The 17,976-nt window shown below is 53.4% G+C and carries 12 protein-coding genes; 11 read left to right on the top strand and 1 reads right to left on the bottom strand.

Annotated elements, in window-relative coordinates; genetic code table 11:
- Window positions 1-235: 235 nt before the first annotated feature.
- Genes NOW55_RS15625 through NOW55_RS15615 form a run of 3 tightly spaced genes read left to right on the top strand, consistent with a single transcriptional unit; the run spans window position 236 to window position 3,512 of the window.
- Window positions 236-712: a DUF6884 domain-containing protein gene (locus NOW55_RS15625; RefSeq protein WP_256401041.1), complete on the top strand. Its 477-nt coding sequence runs from the start codon at window positions 236-238 to the stop codon at window positions 710-712.
- Window positions 713-714: 2 nt separating this feature from the next.
- The gene (locus NOW55_RS15620; protein WP_256401040.1) at window positions 715-1,956 is read left to right on the top strand and encodes a tRNA-guanine transglycosylase; all 1,242 of its coding nucleotides are present in this window, start codon (window positions 715-717) and stop codon (window positions 1,954-1,956) included.
- Entirely contained in the window at window positions 1,956-3,512 is a 1,557-nt protein-coding gene (locus NOW55_RS15615) for an ATP-binding protein (RefSeq protein WP_256401039.1), read from the top strand. Before NOW55_RS15620 ends, NOW55_RS15615 begins: the two co-directional genes overlap by 1 nt.
- 36 nt (window positions 3,513-3,548) lie before the next feature.
- Here NOW55_RS15615 and NOW55_RS15610 read toward each other — a convergent pair whose 3' ends face one another.
- Entirely contained in the window at window positions 3,549-5,546 is a 1,998-nt protein-coding gene (locus NOW55_RS15610; protein ID WP_256401038.1) for a tRNA-guanine transglycosylase, read from the bottom strand.
- Window positions 5,547-6,201: 655 nt separating this feature from the next.
- Between NOW55_RS15610 and NOW55_RS15605 the strand changes: the two genes are divergently transcribed.
- The 8 genes from NOW55_RS15605 to NOW55_RS15570 all read left to right on the top strand — a co-directional run bounded on the left by NOW55_RS15605 (window position 6,202) and on the right by NOW55_RS15570 (window position 17,931).
- Entirely contained in the window at window positions 6,202-7,644 is a 1,443-nt protein-coding gene (locus tag NOW55_RS15605; protein WP_256401037.1) for a DEAD/DEAH box helicase family protein, read from the top strand.
- 76 nt (window positions 7,645-7,720) lie between these two features.
- Complete coding sequence (locus NOW55_RS15600; RefSeq protein ID WP_256401036.1) at window positions 7,721-7,882, top strand: hypothetical protein; 162 nt, start codon at window positions 7,721-7,723, stop codon at window positions 7,880-7,882.
- Window positions 7,882-9,912, top strand: a complete 2,031-nt coding sequence (locus NOW55_RS15595; protein ID WP_256401035.1) for an AAA family ATPase — start codon at window positions 7,882-7,884, stop codon at window positions 9,910-9,912. The genes NOW55_RS15600 and NOW55_RS15595 overlap by 1 nt, the downstream gene beginning before the upstream one ends.
- A 2-nt stretch (window positions 9,913-9,914) precedes the next feature.
- The gene (locus NOW55_RS15590; protein ID WP_256401034.1) at window positions 9,915-10,403 is read left to right on the top strand and encodes a DNA phosphorothioation-associated 4-like protein; all 489 of its coding nucleotides are present in this window, start codon (window positions 9,915-9,917) and stop codon (window positions 10,401-10,403) included.
- Between the two features lie 111 nt (window positions 10,404-10,514).
- Complete coding sequence (locus NOW55_RS15585; RefSeq protein ID WP_256401033.1) at window positions 10,515-11,648, top strand: DNA topoisomerase 2-like domain-containing protein; 1,134 nt, start codon at window positions 10,515-10,517, stop codon at window positions 11,646-11,648.
- A 30-nt stretch (window positions 11,649-11,678) separates the two neighbouring features.
- Window positions 11,679-12,341: a hypothetical protein gene (locus NOW55_RS15580; protein WP_256401032.1), complete on the top strand. Its 663-nt coding sequence runs from the start codon at window positions 11,679-11,681 to the stop codon at window positions 12,339-12,341.
- 212 nt (window positions 12,342-12,553) lie between these two features.
- Complete coding sequence (locus NOW55_RS15575) at window positions 12,554-15,040, top strand: DEAD/DEAH box helicase (RefSeq protein WP_256401031.1); 2,487 nt, start codon at window positions 12,554-12,556, stop codon at window positions 15,038-15,040.
- Window positions 15,041-15,111: 71 nt separating this feature from the next.
- Window positions 15,112-17,931, top strand: coding sequence for a homing endonuclease associated repeat-containing protein (locus tag NOW55_RS15570; protein ID WP_256401030.1), 2,820 nt, complete (start codon window positions 15,112-15,114; stop codon window positions 17,929-17,931).
- Window positions 17,932-17,976 lie beyond the last annotated feature (45 nt).

Here is a 17,976-nt window from a genome sequence, read left to right as displayed (position 1 = left end):
TCGTCTCTCTTTCTCGTTATTCCGATCCTATCTTGGCAATTCATGGGCATCGGACTCAATACTCGTTATCGCATCCCGTTACCCTCGGATGCTCGCCGCAACTTAAATCTACAACTCACACTCAGTTAGCGTAGTGACAATTAGCTCGAATACGATTCGATATCCAACTGGTGCTGGTTCGACGCGAACGGGTAGACACACAACATATATATCACAGTGATCGTTATGACAAGGCATGCCTTCACTGCTGGTGCAGAGTTGTTCTAAATCAAAACAGCAACCGGGTGAGAGCGTGCCCGCGTTGGAATTGTACTCTGGATTCTTCTTCAAAATCATCAAGAAAGCGAAACGAGAGGGTGCGTTTAACGATGGTATCGACTTGTGTATCCTCTCAGCCGAACACGGGCTTATCGACTCGGACGCTGATATCGACTGGTACGACAGACGGATGGACGCCGACCGAGCCAGGTACCTCGCACCGTCCGTGAAATCAGACCTTCGAGAACGCGCCGCCAACGGTTACGACGATGTCATCGTCAACGCCGGGAAGGACTATCATCAAACCATTGATGACATTAGCCCGGATTTCCCGACCACGGTTTACACGATCGACGGTACTGGCATCGGAGACAAGGGCAACACGCTTAAGCGACTCGTCCGTGGTCAGACAACGCCTGCAGCCTGCGACGACATTATTCAAATTCTCCCGTGACTATGACGGAAAACGTCGTCAGGAACCGATTCGATTTCGACGTCACCGCTCGGAACGGGGACGCTAGAACTGGGTCACTCGTTATCAACGGAACCGAACTCGAAACCCCGAATCTGTTCCCGGTTATCAACTTCTACGCTGGTGGCACCGACAATAGCGTCTATGGGGGTGGCATCCATCGGACGCTCAAAGAGTTCATGATCGGCGCGGAACGCGTCGGCGTTGAGCCGATGACCGAGTACTTCGATGCCTCTATGACGTCCGTCGCGTCCCTCACTGACTACAATCTCAACCGGAATCGATACGAATCATACCTCGATACCCCTATCAAACAGCGACCGCTTTTCGAGAACTACAACGGACTCATTTTCGCCGACTCGGGTGGGTTCAAATTCCTTGGGGGGACTGACATCGATGGCAGCGACTTTGAGGTGGAAATGAACCAGGATGCCGTATACGATATCCAAGAAGCCTTCGGGAGCGACATTATCGTCAACCTTGACCACCCGATCGCACCTGATGACTCTCATGCGACGCGCGTCGAGAAAGCTGAGATGACCGCGGAGAACATCCACACGTTCCTCTCGATCTCCCGTGGCTTCGACGGCGCAAAATATCTCACACTCCACGGGTACAACTACTCGATGATGTCCGAATTCCTCGAGGTCATCACCGATAGCGTTCCCGAGGGCGTCCTCAAAGAAGGGTTCGACGGCATCGCGCTCGGCAGCCTGGTCCCAAAGAAAGATGATCGTGACGCTCTCATCCGAGCCGTTACAGATTGCCGAGAAGTCATGAATGAGTGGGGAATCGGTCATTGGCCATTACACGTCCTGGGCATCTCGAGCCGAGCGGTCCCGATTCTCGCCGCGCTTGGGGCTGATTCATTCGACTCTAGCACACACATTCATAACGCTATCAATGGCAAATACAACGAGTCCCTCATGAAACGGGTCGATCTTGATGATGCAGATTTCTCTAATTGCGACTGTCCAGTCTGTAGCTCAGACCTACTCGTCAACCGCATGCGAGGGAACGCAGAATACCAGAAAGACGTCCTCGGCCCGGTCGCGATGCACAACCTCGTCGTCGTCAAAGACGAACTGGCGGAAATAAGACGTCGCATTCAAACCGAAGACGAAGATGCTCTCATCGCGTATTTCGAAGAGACGTTCAGTCACGACAAGACGATGCGCCAGTACGCACACAAAGTCGTCAATCAAACCCTCGGAGGGTACTTCTAATGAAAAAAGCACCCAAAGTCAACGAAGTTAACGAATTTCTAGAAATCGCAAGCGACTTCGAGGACCCGCTCGAAGTTATCCGGGAATCACTCTCCAACGCCTACGACGCCGGCGCGACAACTGTCGAAATCACCATCCTGAATCGCGCTGGTGGCTCGGACATTATCATCGAAGATGATGGCCACGGGATGAACGAACGAGATCTCGAATCGTTTTTCGACCTCGGGAACTCCCGGAAGACTGACTCAATTGGGTATAAAGGCCACGGCACGAAGATTTTCTATAAGAGTGACCGAATCGAGGTCACCACCGTTCACGACGGCACCTCGTATCGAGCCGAAATGGACGAGCCGTGGGAGAAACTCAACAACGAGGTTCTCCCGGAGTACGAACTGACGAAGACTGACGTTCGGAGCGGAAACCCCGGTACGAAAATCAAAATCACCAACTTCCGTTCCGGCCATGGATTCGACGCAGAATCACTCACGTACAACAAGATCAATCATTACCTCAAGTGGAAAACCATCGCTGGCTCGACCGCCCACTACTTCGACGACGATCAGCGCGAGATGGAAATCTCGGTCGTACTCGATGACGAGATCGACGATACACAAGACGGGCTTGTCACCGATAACCGACTCACCTTCCCTGACGAGCAACTCGACCCCGATGACAGCATGTATCCCGCTGAACGGATGTGCAAGCACTATCCCGCTAATGAGATCGCAGTAGAATACGACGGCGGTAAAACCACACTACAAATCGTCGGTATGGTCGGCGGGAAAGCAGCTCGGAACGAGCTCCCGACGTACGGACGGCACTCCGCACAGTTCGGAATCTGGTTCGCAAAAGACCATATCAAGGTAGAACGCCTGAACGAGGCGATCTCACACGACAACGAGTTCATTCACTTCCTTTTCGTTGCGAACTGCCAAGATATCGAACTCTCGGCGAACCGGGAGAGTATCCGGAATAAGGCCAGTTCTGTCTACAAGGCCATCGAAGAGGAGGTCGAGTATTATCTCTCGAAAGTCACGCAGGACCCTTGGTTTAAGTCCTACCTCGAAACACGGAAAGAAGCGGAGTACAACCGGCGCACTGCGAAACAGCAGACATCGCTGAAAGAACGCCGCGAAACAATCGAATCGGATGGCTTCATCCCAAAGAACAAGGCCGAAGTTCTCATCGCATTGGAACGCGCGAGCAGCACCTCTCGGGGCCTGTCCCACACTGTAGAAGATTACGACCCAACCGCGGATATTCACGCCATTCTCCGCCAAAATGGCCGTCTCCGGAACGCGGCTGTCTTTCCCACACTCACTGGACTCTTCGAGAATGACGTTCCGCTCAAAAACACCGATGTCGCGGTCTGTTGGACGCAGGGCGACCCGGCGATCCTCAGCGAATACGAACGGAACGGCTACTATGGCGGTGACCTCAAATTCGATGTCGACGACGGCGGCTTCGAGTATGAGAACGACGGTCGACAGTTCGTCGAAGTTATCGAAGTCAGCGAACTCCTCCAAGGAGCTGCTGTGCCAGCAGCCGACGATTAATCCCGTTCAACCACCATACAACGGTGGTTTCGTGTGTTACTGTTCTGCATGGTGAGTATTGAGGTACGTGATTAGTTCATCTATGTTCGTATTCCGGAAGAATTCGGTGAGTTGGAGTGCTTGTGGGTCACGAGGGAAGACTTCACCGCGGCCGTAGTCCGAAAATGCTTTTTCGATGACCTGCCGATACGTTTTGCTTGTCACGTACCCGATAATCTCGTCGAACTGGGCACCGTGTGTCGCCAGGTAATCGCGGACCCGGTCCGTGACGAGGTCAATCTGGTCAGTATCTTCTTTCGCGAGGACGTAATCGTACTCCAGAATCGGTTGCAGGCGCTCACAATCTTCCGGGACTGGACCGTACATCCCAGAGACTGTGACTTTGTAGATGTTTTCGGTAATTTGCCCTAGTTTGTCGTACAGGATCGAATGCGTTCTGGATTCTGAGTACGGCTTCTTCTGACTGCACGGGATGAAAAGTAAAATCGACTTGCCACTGGGTGGTTCGTGGTCACGCATCCGCACGTCGAAGTCGTTAGGAGTGTGCTTAAGTGAGATGCGTTGGTTGGTGGCTGATTCGTCGACACCGGCACCCCAGTCAGAGAGCTTTGCCTGGTCGCTTTTCAGCGTTGACCCAGGTAGCAAGTCATACGCCCCACGGGCTTCGATCTCGGCGCGGAGCTCTTTATCCCGAATCTGCGCTTCCTTCAGGCCTTTTTTGATGTCATCGTGTTCCCGCGCGAATCCGATGACGTATTCCAGAAGGTTGCCATCCCGAATGGCGTCCCGTACCCGCTGCATCTCCTCGTTATACACCTCGAAGTTGTGACGGGCAAGCAGCGCGTAGTAGTCGCTCTTGATTGGTTCGTCGTTTGCTTTCCGTTCCTGGACTTCCGCGTAATCATAGTCCCGGTTCAACAGTTCGAGGAGCGTCTCGTAATCCAAGTCGCTCTCGTCGTTACAGAGCAAACAATTCGGAAGATTGCAGGGGAAACTCCCATCGGCTTCAAGGAACTCGTCTAGCTCCTCGAGCTTGTGATGTGTCCACGTTGTTGGGTGCAGGTATTTTTTATATCGCGCCGTCTGCATGTGCGTCGAGCAGTCGAATGTATCCACGCCTAAAAGCGAGAGCAACCCGACTTGCTTACCGCCAACCCCGAACACGTGCAGTCCCACTTCGTCCGCTCGTTGCTCGGGAATAGCGTCTTTTGCGCCCTGAACGATATCAACGAGCACGTCGATGCTGTCTCGGAGTGGAACGAGAGATCCGACGGCGAAGCCTTCGAACGAACTCTCGACGTCGAGCTCGCGGACCCGATCGATGAAAGTACCGACATACCAGTTCACTGTCTCGTAGTCGTGGCCGTGCAGTGCGATATAGACGCTTGGCTCCTCACCGTTGGCTTTCTGCTCTCGCAGCCGAGATGCTGCACGCGTGTTGATGTCGAAGTTCTCGTCGAGCAGATCAGGATTATCGATAATCTGGAGACATTCGACGGCACTTTCGATACTCCGGTTCATCCGCTCCATCTTCTCTTCGTCTTTCAGGTTGGGCGGAATCGGATAGTCGAGGGTTGCGACAATGTCTGCGCCAAAGTCGAGTTGGAGGCCGAGGATACTTTTCGGGTCCGTGTAGAGCCCCCATTCGTTCGGCAGGCCACCTTCTTCGGGGGCTTCACCGAACGTATTAGAGTTCATGAGTTTGAAACCGCCGGAGTCAATGAAGACGGGCGCATCGAGTTCGCTGAATCGCTCGTGGAACGTTTGCTGGCGCCAGAACTCGTTCAAATTATCCGGTGAGACACCGTAGTCCGTGAAACTCATCGCCTGAAACATGATCCCTTGCAGGTGATCTTTGTCGATGAGTTTCTCTCGCATCCGTCGCCAGACACCACCGGATTTCTCGGTTGTGCCACCGATCATATTGACGACGGGGAAGAGTGCTGGCGTTTCAACGGGGCCATGAGGGACCTCGAGTTCACCTAGCCGTCCGTAGCCGTCGTCACCGACCGTTTTTACCCGAAACGACGCCATCTAAGTACTGCTGCATACTCGATCGCGATAAATAGGCGCTTCGCTCTCCCGAATGTCTCCCTCTGATCGAATTCCCGCTCCTCCGAGACTGAAAAGACTATTACGGAGTTAGCAGCGTTTCACGGTTCATTGACGGTGTATCGACGGTCAAGGACCACACGAAATTTGTGTGGATCGAGGTTTGACCTCCCAGCGTACTGTTCTTGTAGCAGTCGGATACACACCATAAAAAGGACATCCCGAGGTGGGAACTCATTGAGTGATTTGACACCGATTGCAGCCGCGTGCTGTTCGAGGCTGTCGATTGAACGGCCATATACTGCCACGAGGTTCGTGAGTAGAGTATCGGTGTCGCGACTCACAGAGGTCCCAACGGAGAGCCCTGTCAGTGCTGCAGTCCAGTCACGGACCATCTTTTCTCCCGGAACTGGAGCCAAGATCTCCTCTGGGTTTTCGTACTCTGGATGGGAGTTGATATCGCCGACTGCAGCTTAGATCCCATCATATGCCCCGGGCTGTGCCATGTGCGTAGTGATTCAGCTCATCGGCATAAATGCTGGCGATTGCCCTCACGGTACTTCTTGAATTGACCGGTGGGCTTCGGTAGCAGGCGGCGATAGCAGGGCTACAGCTGCCGGAACACATATTCTGTTCGATGGAGTACAGATACGTAACCTCCACTTCATCAATGTCTACATTCGAGTCTCCTGACTGGATCGAACCACGTGAATATCAACAGCAAGCAATCCAGAGCTGGCTGGATGCGGATGGGCAAGGTATTCTCCACATGGCCACTGGGACAGGCAAGACTGTTACTGCACTTCAAGCGGCGTCCAAGGTTGCTGACTTCGTTGAACAACGATTTCTCCTCGTCATCGCGGTCCCTTACCAGCATCTCGTCGATCAATGGGCAGCTGACCTCAAGGACTTTGGTGTCCAGCCCGTACTCGCATATCAATCCCGCCGGAACTGGCAACCACGACTGGAGCGAGAGTTACTTGAGCTCAACAACGCGGTCCGCGATATTGCCGTCGTTGTGACCACCCATCGAACACTCTCGGGAGCGGCGACGCAGCAAACATTGAAGCGAAGCGTGGGGCAGTCGATGTTAATCGCTGACGAAGTCCATCATATGGGGGCAACAGACGCGCAAAAGGGATTACTGGACGAGTTTCGGTTCCGACTTGGGCTGTCCGCAACGCCGGAGCGATGGTACGACGAAGACGGCACGAGAGTCCTGAATTCGTATTTCGGTGGGACCGTCTTCGACTACGGACTCAAAAATGCAATCGACGGTGGGGCACTCTACGAGTACTACTACATCCCGCATATCGTGGAACTGGAGGCCGATGAGATGGAAGAGTATATGCGGCTCACGCGGAAGATTGGCCGGCTCATGGGGAAGGCCGGTGGGGCAGATGCAGTACTCGAGGACAACCCAGCGTTACAAACGGCATTATTCAAACGTGCTCGTCTCATCGGTACTGCCCGACAAAAGCTGGACCTCCTTGTCGATCTCTTCGCCAAGGTTGATAATCCAGAGCATACGCTGGTGTACTGTAGTGATGGCTCTCTCGGTGTTGATGAAGACGGTGAACGTCATGTCGACGAGACGACGAAGATGCTTCGCGACGTATGTGATCTAACCGTTGATCGGTTCACCGCCCGTGAGAACCAAGCCAAACGCGAAGCGTTGCTCACGGATTTTGAACGGGGAGAAATCGACGTGCTCACCTCTATTCGGTGTCTCGATGAAGGGGTCGATATCCCAGCGACACGGACGGCGTATATTTTGGCGAGTACGTCGAATCCGAGGCAGTATGTACAGCGCCGTGGGAGGATTCTGCGCCAAGACGAAGGGAAACAGTTTGCAGTAATCCACGACTTCATCACGATTCCAGATACGGGTCAGCACCCGGAGATGCTAACCGACGAAGAGTACGCTGCTGAGCGGAAATTAATTGAGAACGAGCTAGATCGCGTGTCGATGTTCGCTGAGTGTGCACGAAATCATCCAGACGCTGACGTTCGAGGGATTCCGACCTCGAATCGCACTCTCCAGTCGGTAAAGCGTCGGTACGAACTCCTCACCTCGTGAAATCACAGCCCTTACTGGGGCCGGAAGATTGAGGTGTTATTGTGATTTATAAATCCCCAACGGACTGATTTAATCGATGGCAGAGTCACTTGCGGAAACAGATGTTACAGTCACCACAGAGAAAATTCGGACAATCCGCGAACGCGTGCTGCAGGCTGAGAAAGACAAACTTCACCTTGACCTCGCGAGAGGTATCAACGACGAGATCGAGGAGATTATTCGCGAAGAGATTAACTAATGGAGTTAATTGAAATCAAGTTAGAGAACTTTCGACAGTTCCGAGACGAGAGTATCACCTTCGCTCGAGGAAACGAGAGCAATATTACGGTCGTGCATGGCTCGAACGGTTCTGGAAAGACCACGTTGTTGAACGCCTTTACCTGGTTGTTCTATGACAAGGTTGATTTCGACACTCGACCAGAACGGTTGGCGAGCGAGGGCGCAATGGCAGACGCAGAAGTGGGTGAGAGCGTTACGGTATCGGTGCGTCTACGGTTTGAACATGAAGGCACCGAGTATGACGCATGCCGAACCGCGGTCTACAAGAAACAGTCAAGTGGCGACTTCGATGGTGAAGTCGACGATATGGATCTTGATGTGAAACTGAAGCGAGGAGACCAATGGCAACCGCGTGGAAATCCAGAAAATACGCTTGATCAGGTTATTCCCGAGCGACTCAGCGGCTTGTTCTTCTTTGATGGCGAGGATATTGACGAGCTCGCAGGCATAGACAATCAGGACCGCATCCAAGAGGCAATCGAGAATATTATGGGGCTCACCATCCTCGAACGTGCGACTCGTCATCTCGATACGGTTGCTGGACGTTTTGAGTCGGAAGTAAGCGAGAACGCGAGTGAGGAACTCTCTGCGTTAATCGAGGAGAAGCAGACGGTCGAAGAGGAGGTGGAGGAACTGAAACGGTCACGAGAGGATACCCAGCGCGCAAAATCTCGAGTGGAGCAAGAGATTCAAGATCTCGAACAGCGTCTAGAGGCATTCGACGACAGTGCTCGATTACAACAACAGCGGAAACAGTACCAAGAGACGATCGATGATCTTGAGGAAGATGTCGAACAGCTGAACGCCGAGATACGTGAGGAGATAAGCAATCATGGCTTCGTGCCGCTTGCGATGCCGTTGATCCGGGATACGGCTGAAGAACTGGATGCAATGCGGGAGGAGGGCGTGATTCCATCCGAACTCAGTAATTCATTCATTGACTCACTTCTCGAAGCGGAGCAATGCATTTGCGGGCGGGCGCTTGAGAGGGGAACTGAGCACTACAAGCAAGTGCAGGCAATGCAAGGCGATACGGTTGCTGACGGTGTCGAGCAGAGTGCCCTTCGAACGATTGGTAACTTGAATCACGTATCCGAGATCGAGAACTCGTTTTTCGATAAAATCGATGAGCGAATCGAGGAACGAAAGGAGTTACACGACGATATCGATGGGTGGGTCGAGAAGGTTGACGATATCAGCTCGGAATTGCAAGACTCTGAAGTCACGACGGAATCTGGACTTTCAATTGGTGACCTAGAGGTGGAACTCCAAGCGAAGAAGGACGAGCGGGACGAACTTATTTCTGAGATTGGTCGAATCGACGAAAAAACCGAACAGCGTAATGAGCGCGTCAACTCGCTTGAAAGAGAAATCGACGAACAGGAAGATGAGCGAGCGGAGGCACGAGTTGCGAAGCAGCGCCAGAAAGCAGCTGAAGAGGTTCGTGATCAGCTCGATGGTTCGTTCACCGACCTCAAGGACAAGGTCCGTAAATGGGCAAACCAGAATATCCAAGAGACGTTCAGTGAGATTGCGAGCAAGGACCTCATCGCCGAAGTGACGGAAGAATTTGAGCTCAAAATTTCACAGGAAGTTGGTGAGGAGCGAGTAGAAGTTGATAAATCTACAGGAGAACGGCAGATTGCGAGTTTAGCATTCATCGGTAGTCTCGTCGATATCGCCCGGAATCGGTATGAATCTGAATCTGAATCTGAGTACTTCCAAGGTGGAATCTATCCAATCGTAATGGACTCACCGTTCGGCGCCCTCGACAAGGACCATCGTCGAGAGGTTAGTCGGGTGATTCCAACACTCGCGAATCAGGTTATCGTCTTTGCCACTGACTCGCAGTGGGAAGGTCCAGTTCAAGAAGAGATGGAACCGATCATCGGTCAGCAGTACTGGCTCGATTTCGACCCGGGTAAACAAGACGGCAAATATCCACAGACAAAAATTCAAACCGATGCGCCCGTTCTCAGGGGTGACTGATCATGGGGAAGCCAATTATCCGTTACCGGAAATCGGACCTCTACACGCAGGTCGTCGACGAGTATGGCGTGTTCAACAGTTCGTATGACTTCTTGATCTTTCTCGCTGTCGTTGGCTACCGCGAAGACCGAATCAACCGAAATAACTACCGTGGCGATCGTGATGCCGGGACTGTGGGAGAGATTGGTCTCCAGAACGTGTTCTCGAATGATCTGTATCGCGTGATTATGAGTTCGCTCGCGTTCCAAGAGGAGAACGATCCCGCTGCACTCGTGGAGACGTCGACACAAATGAAGGTACTCGCGCAGTATGCTGCTGGCGGCTTGGACTTTGCCGAGGAGGAGTTCGGTGATATTGCCGGTGATCCGACGGATGCGATTCTGAATTATATTCGAACGAAACAGCAGGAGGATGATGAGGTCGGTGGTGAGCTTGGTGAGATCGTGGATGCCTTCGACGATGAGATGATGGAGACTGATTCAGATGTATAGTCAACAAAGAGGGTGTCCAGTACATGTGCGTTGTGACCAGCGACGTGTTGATCCCACCGTGATTGTGTGGAGAGCATTCGCCTTGACAGTCACCCAGGTCAGTCAGATACGATGACAGTGTCTCTGGAGCTTAACCAACCGATTAATCTGCAGACAGTGGAGGACAATGAGTTCCTATTCTATCTTGCAGGGCGAGTGCCGGTTTCGCCAGCGAATATTGCAGTTACAGCCGTTCCAAGTGAGGTGTCGCTCGTAGATGTGCTACGGAGTCAGTATCCCGGGATGATTGAAACTGATCCGTCTGGGTATATCCGGTTGACTGCGAAGGCACGGCCTGGTGTTGTTAAGGCTGGTATCAACGTAGTTCGAGATGCGAACGAGGATGTGGCAGCTGGAAAGTCGAATGCGGAGGCCGGGGACTACGAGAGCGCTGTTGATGCGTTTCAATCGGCTGAGGCGAAGGTCGAGGCAGTTGTTGAACGTTTCAACGTGGTGGATTACGAATCGGAGAAGATTCTTGACCTGCTAGAGTATATAAACCGTCGTCAACACGACGCTGGTAAACAGGTCGCCCGAGAGCCAATAGAGGCAACGTTAGAGGAAGCTGAACAGCTGGAGACAACGGGCGAAAAACAATGTGGCGGTAATAGCGCAAACCCGCCTGAGAAGCCGTATCTGTCTAGCAAGTCCGGTGCTGACTCACCGGAACGGACAAAGAGTCCGGGAGCCACCAGTTCAATCGCTACTGCGGAAGCAACTGAAGACGGAGAATCAGATTCGAAAGAGACTGACCGCTCGTCCACGACGTTAGAATCACCGTCCTTAGTATCGTCCACGGATACAGAGGGCTCCGGGTCGACAGAAGCTGAATCTCTCATTACTCAGTCACATACGTTCCGCTCGAACGCGGGAGAGCTGGATGCGGTCAGTGATTCGACAGCAAAGAATTTAGAACGAGCTGGGTTCGAGACTGTTGGAGAGCTGACCGGAGTGTCGAAATCAGTGTTGACCGACGTTGACGGCGTTGGTCCGATGCTCGCGGGTCTTCTTCTGGACATCGTCCGAGAAGCCACTTCTGGAGGGACGACGCCTGCTGCGGGGACTCAGGCCAACGACGATAATGCGTCCAGGCAGGGCGACCGCAGTTCGACAGCGGGTACCGTCCCTACTGTTGAGAGTGATGACACAACCGGTGAGGATGGTGGAATTATGGACGATATCGCGGCAGAGTTCGACGACCTGTGAATACTAACGACCAAAGGAAATTCCAGATATATGACTGCTAATGACTCACGTCCGCCGGTACACGAATCGTTGAGCGTCGTTGAACACGAAACAATATACCAAAACGACGAATGGTGGAAGGCCGTCGTCCAGTATCGCTACGAGGACGCCGCCGATAGCGAAGTCGCGATCTATCTCTGGCATCACGATGATGAGGAGTGGAATCGCAAAAACAAGTACGTCGTTAAAACGCCAGAGGCGTGGCATTCGGACAGCAAGACGGTTGATGCGCTCATAATGGACTCGCCCCCGAGTTCAGATGCGGACCCGGATCTGGAAACGAGAGACTCCGAGTTCCCTGTGAGTGAGTATTATACGGTTGCGGCGGGGAAGACGGTGTTCAAGACTGAGGAGTGGTGGAAAGCCATCGTGAACATCAGTGAGAAAGGGGATTGGGAGACGAACGAGGTAATGATCTACGTTTGGCAACAACGCGACGGTGATTGGCGACGACAGCAAAAGTATACTATTAAAAGCCAGTCAAAGTGGGAGGAAGAGGAAGTGGTGGTCGATTCGATTCTGGAGGGGGAGCCAAAGCGACAGAATTCGACTGTTGGAGACTCAGAGGAACCGGAAGACACTGAGACCGAGGCGTTAGAAACTCTCAGTGACGAGATCGACAAACACCTCAGTGCAGATTTGGAGGGTAGCTGACCGCAAGCTTCAGCTTTTCGTCGTCTGATATCGATTGGACGTGAGAGAATATTCTGGGCTTTAGAGCCTACATTTCGATTTATATGTCTTGAACCATCTTCCAAAGTGTGATGGAGGCGCTTAGAACCCGCCCGAGAAAGCTGGCATGGCGAATAGGATTATGCGTCTGTAGCTCTCACTAGTTTTATACTAACGTTGTCAGTTCCATAGCAATGACGAATATCAACGACATTGCGGACGATCGGGCGTACAACAGGGACAGCCCAGAGGAAGCCCTTCGCAACAAGTTCCTGGAATCCCGTCCAGTGTCCGCGTGGCCATCGTACCTCGACGAAACTGCAATTGACATACAGTCCAACATCGGAATCGGGGACACTGAACTCGATCGGTATAATTTCCCGGAGGAAGTTGGCCCTCTTTATGAGGAGGGAATGCTCGCGACAGTCGGCGATCATTCTGACCTCCCTGCGACATTAAAAAGCGGGATTAGCTCGCGCGAACTGGGTCAGTTGGTCTTTCTTTTGAACCAATTGAACTACAAGATTGAACACGACGAAACCGGTTTAGAAGACGTTCAGCGTGCAATCACCGCCGTGTTGGAAAAACAGCTGACAAGCGCTCACAGTCAAATCAACCCCCACCTTGGAGGCGAGTTGACGTCCACAGCTGATATCTTAGTCCAACTGTTCTCGGACCCCACCATCGCAGAACAGGCAGCGGAAATCGTCGAGGAGTTCGAGAACGCGTACAATACGGGGTTGCTCGCGAAACTGGACGAACCCCAGATGATGACGCCTCTCTGGGAACATCAACGAGATGCCCTTGAGAACTGGGTTGATTCAGGGGGCCGTGGCTATGCAAACATGGCCACTGCCACCGGGAAGACGGTGCTTGGACTTGCAGCAATTGCAACTCGATATGGGTCACTCCATCCGCTTGATGATGACCTCGACACGGCTAGTGTCCAACACGGTGGGCCGCGTGCTAAAGTCTTAGTCGTCGCACATAACGACCTGATTCTTGAGCAGTGGCGTCGCGAGTTCGACCGTCACCTCAACATCCCCCGGGACCGGACACAGGGAAGCGATGATATCACACTTGAGTGGGGAATCGTGCATTTTCGGACGGCACAGGCATTGATCAATCGAGAGCATATCGCGTACGATCTCGTGATTCTCGACGAGGCGCATCACTATGCGAACGGCTCTGGTTGGGGGCAGTTGTTGGACTCATTCGAGAGCGAAGTGCTCGCACTTTCAGGATCTGTCGACGAGGGTGAGGCTGTGGATTCGAAGCTCCGAGAGCGACTTGAAGACACGATTGGCCCGGAAATCAAGCGGTTCACCGTGCGGGATGCACAGGCCAACGGTGTCATCCCAATGTTCGACTGGGAAGTTCAGTACGTCCCAGCTGGGAACGACTCGGATGACTTTGTCGAAGTCACCCAGCAAGCAAATGAGCGATTCCGTGCGTTTCGAGAGCGCCTCACCTCCGGCACGCTTGTAACAACATCGGATCAGCGGCTTCGAACGCACAACGACATCTGCCGGTTCTCTCACACCACAGAGGGAAAAGAGCTGAAGCAGACTGATGACGAGTTCAAAGATTTAGTTACAACGTTGTTCTCGCGCCGAACGCAACGCTGGAACCAATTCCCACGCCTCGGCACCGTGTGTGACACTGTGGCGAGGTACGCTGGCCACCAGGTCGTCGTCCTTACAAACAACAATGCGCAAATCGAGGAGCTCGCACGATTACTCAAGGTGCGGGAGGATGTCACGATACCAGTGTACACAATCTTCGGATCAGACAGTAGTACGGTCCAGCGCGATACTGTCGATGAGTTTGACGACCCTGAGACACCAGGCGTTCTCATTGGCACGGGAGATCTCATTGGTGAAGGTGTGGACATGCAACACGCCGACGTCGGCATCAATATGTCCACAGGGAACGTCAACAAGCAATTGATTCAGCGGATCGGTCGCATACTCCGGAATCCAGACGGCGAGAAAGATGCTACGTTCGTGAATCTGGTCGCAGTGCCAACAGCGTCGGAGGCGCAGGCACCAGCAGATGACGGGCAAGCGCTCTTGGAAGCCGCCCAAGAATTCCTTTCGCTGGGTGCGAAGTTCGATAATCATCCCAGATTCACAGCGTCGGCAGATGAGGTTTGGACAGCGCTGAGTCGGTTACTGACTGCGGGCGCAGACCGGATCAAAACGCTCGCTGATGATGGAGTCTACGATTGGCCTGATCAAGACATCCAGCGGGAGCAGTTAGACACGCTCCTGACGTCTGTAGACCCAAATAACTCGTCCGAGGAAATCCTCCAAGCTTGGTCCGTCACGCAATCCGCTCCTGGTAAACCCGCCGAGCCCGACGACCCAGCTTCCACCAATACTGAGTCACCGGGTGCCGACCAGGAGAATGAGACTGAGGCAAATGATGGTCCGGAAGCTCCACAGCAACTGTCACTTACGCTGGAATCGCAAGAAGACGGTGAGTTCAAAATCGGTGTGACTAATCAGGACGGTGATGCGGTCTCAGATGCCTTCGTCTCTGCGGTAGGCGACGATGTGATCTACCGCCGCACCAGTACAGCTGGGAAGTTCTGGATCCCCACAACAGTCATGCCATGTACCGTTGCTGTCAGACACCCAACTGAGGGTGTGCGAGTCCTCAAACTCTCGAGTTCATAAATGAAAACTAGTACGCAGCCTCCAATCCCGAGGGAGAGGTCCATGATCGATAGCCCCACAATCACGCACCGATGACAGACAATTCACGTACGAGCGGACCGCGAACAGACCACGATGCAGGTATCGGAACAGCCTCAACTGGATCCTTTCCGGACAGTCTGGGGCCAGCGTATATTGACGTTCAGCAAGCCACTGACCGCTCTCTGAAGGTCGTCAAAGAGGCCGAGTCACTGATGACGGATGTTGGTGACACGGTCACGGAGCCAGACGCTGCGCGTGATAATCTGATTCGAGCCCAGCACAAACTCTGCTGGGCCTTAGACTCGGAGACCGCTGGCATCGACGTGACAGCACTCGAAGCACGGCTCTCAGATATTGAAACCCGAATCGAAGCCCTCGACAGTATTAACGACATACTCACCGAAGCAGAAGATCTCGATGCGTCGATGGGCACTACTGAGAAAATCAGTCGCTATCAGGAAGCCATCCAGCAGGCTTCCGAGCATGGGATTGCTCTCCCTGAGGTTGCGGCCACACTTGACGAGTTGCCTACTACCTCCCCTCCTGACGATGACGAAGACACAGAGCTGGAATCGAACTCCACGACCGCAGAAGACGAGGATGGGAGTGATAAGCCCGCGACATCGACAGAGACGATTGGTCGGAAGAAACAGATGGTTGATGATATTGAAGCGGTTGCAAGTAGACTGGAACGTATTCCGAAATATGATGATATGCACGAACTCGGGAGCTTCCAAGCTCAGGCGTACTCCCAGGAGTTTGGGGACTGGGGTGCTGCACTTGCAGCGACCAGCCTTCCAGTGGAAGAGTGGCTCGTAGACAACCTTCAGGAGATCGAGAAGCAACTTGGGAGAGCGCCCACTCACGGTGACCTTGACGAGCACAGCCAGTCCGACGAGAATCTCTACACTCTCTATTTCGATGATCATGATAGAGCACTTGCTGCCGCTGGAATCGATAGCCCGGACAGACAGGCGCTACTCGATGAACTCACGCGGCTTGAAGCAGAATTCGGGTTCCCACCGACGAGCAGTCACGTCAGCGAGCACGGGCGCTACCCTGTTGGCCAGTATCGCACTGAATTCGAGTCTGTTCGCGATGCGGCCACGACTGCCGGATTAGATTACGAATCGGCTGTCCTCGACGCGATTCGTGCTGTCGCCATCTCTGTCGGTCGTCCACCGAAAATCGAGGAATTCAACGAGTATTCGCGGTACAGTTCGTCGTTCGTCTACAACTTCTTTGATAGCTGGAACGACGCCCTGGTCGCAGCTGGCGTCGGCACCGAGCCAGATGTCACGGCCCTCATCCACGATCTCCCCAAAACGAATACTACCGAGTTGATTACCCGCACTGCTACAGTCGATAACCTTCCCATTCCCGACGTCCTGACAGAGACGGCCGAAGATGGTGGCGACGGTGGCGTTGAAGGTGGCGAAGAAGGAACGGGACCCGTTTCGGAGGAGGACACACTCCTGCGGGATATCGAGGCTGTTGTTGAGTCTCTCGGCCGCGTGCCGACGTATCAAGAGGCACGCCAGCACGAGGGTTTTGACCCCCAAGGAGCCACAGAGGTCTTCGGGAATTGGGAGGCAGCGCTCCGAGCGTCGACAGTTAATATCGAATCACGACTGCTCGACGCGCTTCTGGACGTTGCTGATGAGCTTGGTCGAGCACCGACGAAAGCCGAAGTTGATGAATACGGGACGTATGATGCTCATCGGTACGAGACATATTTTGATTCGTGGGCTGCAGCCCGGGACGCTGCCGGTGTGGCACTCCCAGACGACGACACCTTGCTCAGTGGGCTTGAACGGCTCCGGAACGAGCTTGGGTTTGTTCCAGCGAATCACCACGTTGACGAGCACGGACAGTTCCCGTCTCAGTTCTATCGCCGTCGCTTTGGTTCGGTGAAACAGGCGACGAAGGCTGCTGATATGGATTATCGAGAAGATGTAATCGCGGAGATTCAAGCCGTCGCTAAGTCAGTTGGACGACGCCCGAAAGTCAGTGATTTTGAAACGCACGCGGTCTACAGTAATAGCTACATCTACGATGTCTTCGACAGCTGGGAAGACGCTTGTGAAGCCGCAGACGTCGCCACAGATGGGGCCGTCCAAGCACTAACCGAAGGGACGGGCTCCACATCGGATGCTGAGGTTGCGCCAAGCCAACTCGCGGAGTATTACGAACTGTTCGGGACTCTCTACGAGATCCACACTCAACTCCTTGGCGACAATATCGCCGCCACGCTCGGTGAGGACGAACCGATGGTACGCTGGCACGAGCAAATCCTTGATCAGTGGGGCGGCAAGCTCAATGATTCACCAGAAACTGGATACGGAGCCCACCTTTTTGCTCAGGACGATATCGACATGACGGCGTATCGAACAGCCTACGGGAACGGGGATACAGTAACAGAGTTCGAAGCAGTCGAGACTGAGCCGCTTCCGTCGTCGGTTGCTGAGTTACTGGCGTTGCTCTCGGACATGAACAGAGACGAGGCACGTGAACTACGGGTTCCAAAAACTCCCCGTTCTGAAAAGCCAGTACCGATACTTGTAGAGTCCATAGACGAATACGAGCGAGCGGTGGCGCTGTTGCGAAAGTTCCCTGACGCACCGTCTCTGATTGAATCGACCACGAACGACCCAGAAGATGGCGATCCCGACCAGGAGGCATCCGATCAGGACGGCACGGGATCTTTGACTGAAATTAACGGAGTGACAGAATCAGTTGCCGCAGCGTTGCAAGCGGCGGGCTATGAGAGCAAAGCTGATCTGAAAGCCGCAGACGCTGCTGACCTCGCGTCTGTTGACGGAGTTGGCTCGCAGCGTGCCAATCGGATTAAGCTAATCGTCGGCGGATGAACACTCAAAATTAAATATCTGGCTCTGTAGTTTCGGTATACGGCG

This window comes from Haloarchaeobius litoreus, assembly GCF_024495425.1.
Classification (GTDB): domain Archaea; phylum Halobacteriota; class Halobacteria; order Halobacteriales; family Natrialbaceae; genus Haloarchaeobius; species Haloarchaeobius litoreus.
This window is presented reverse-complemented; position numbering and strand designations above follow the sequence as displayed.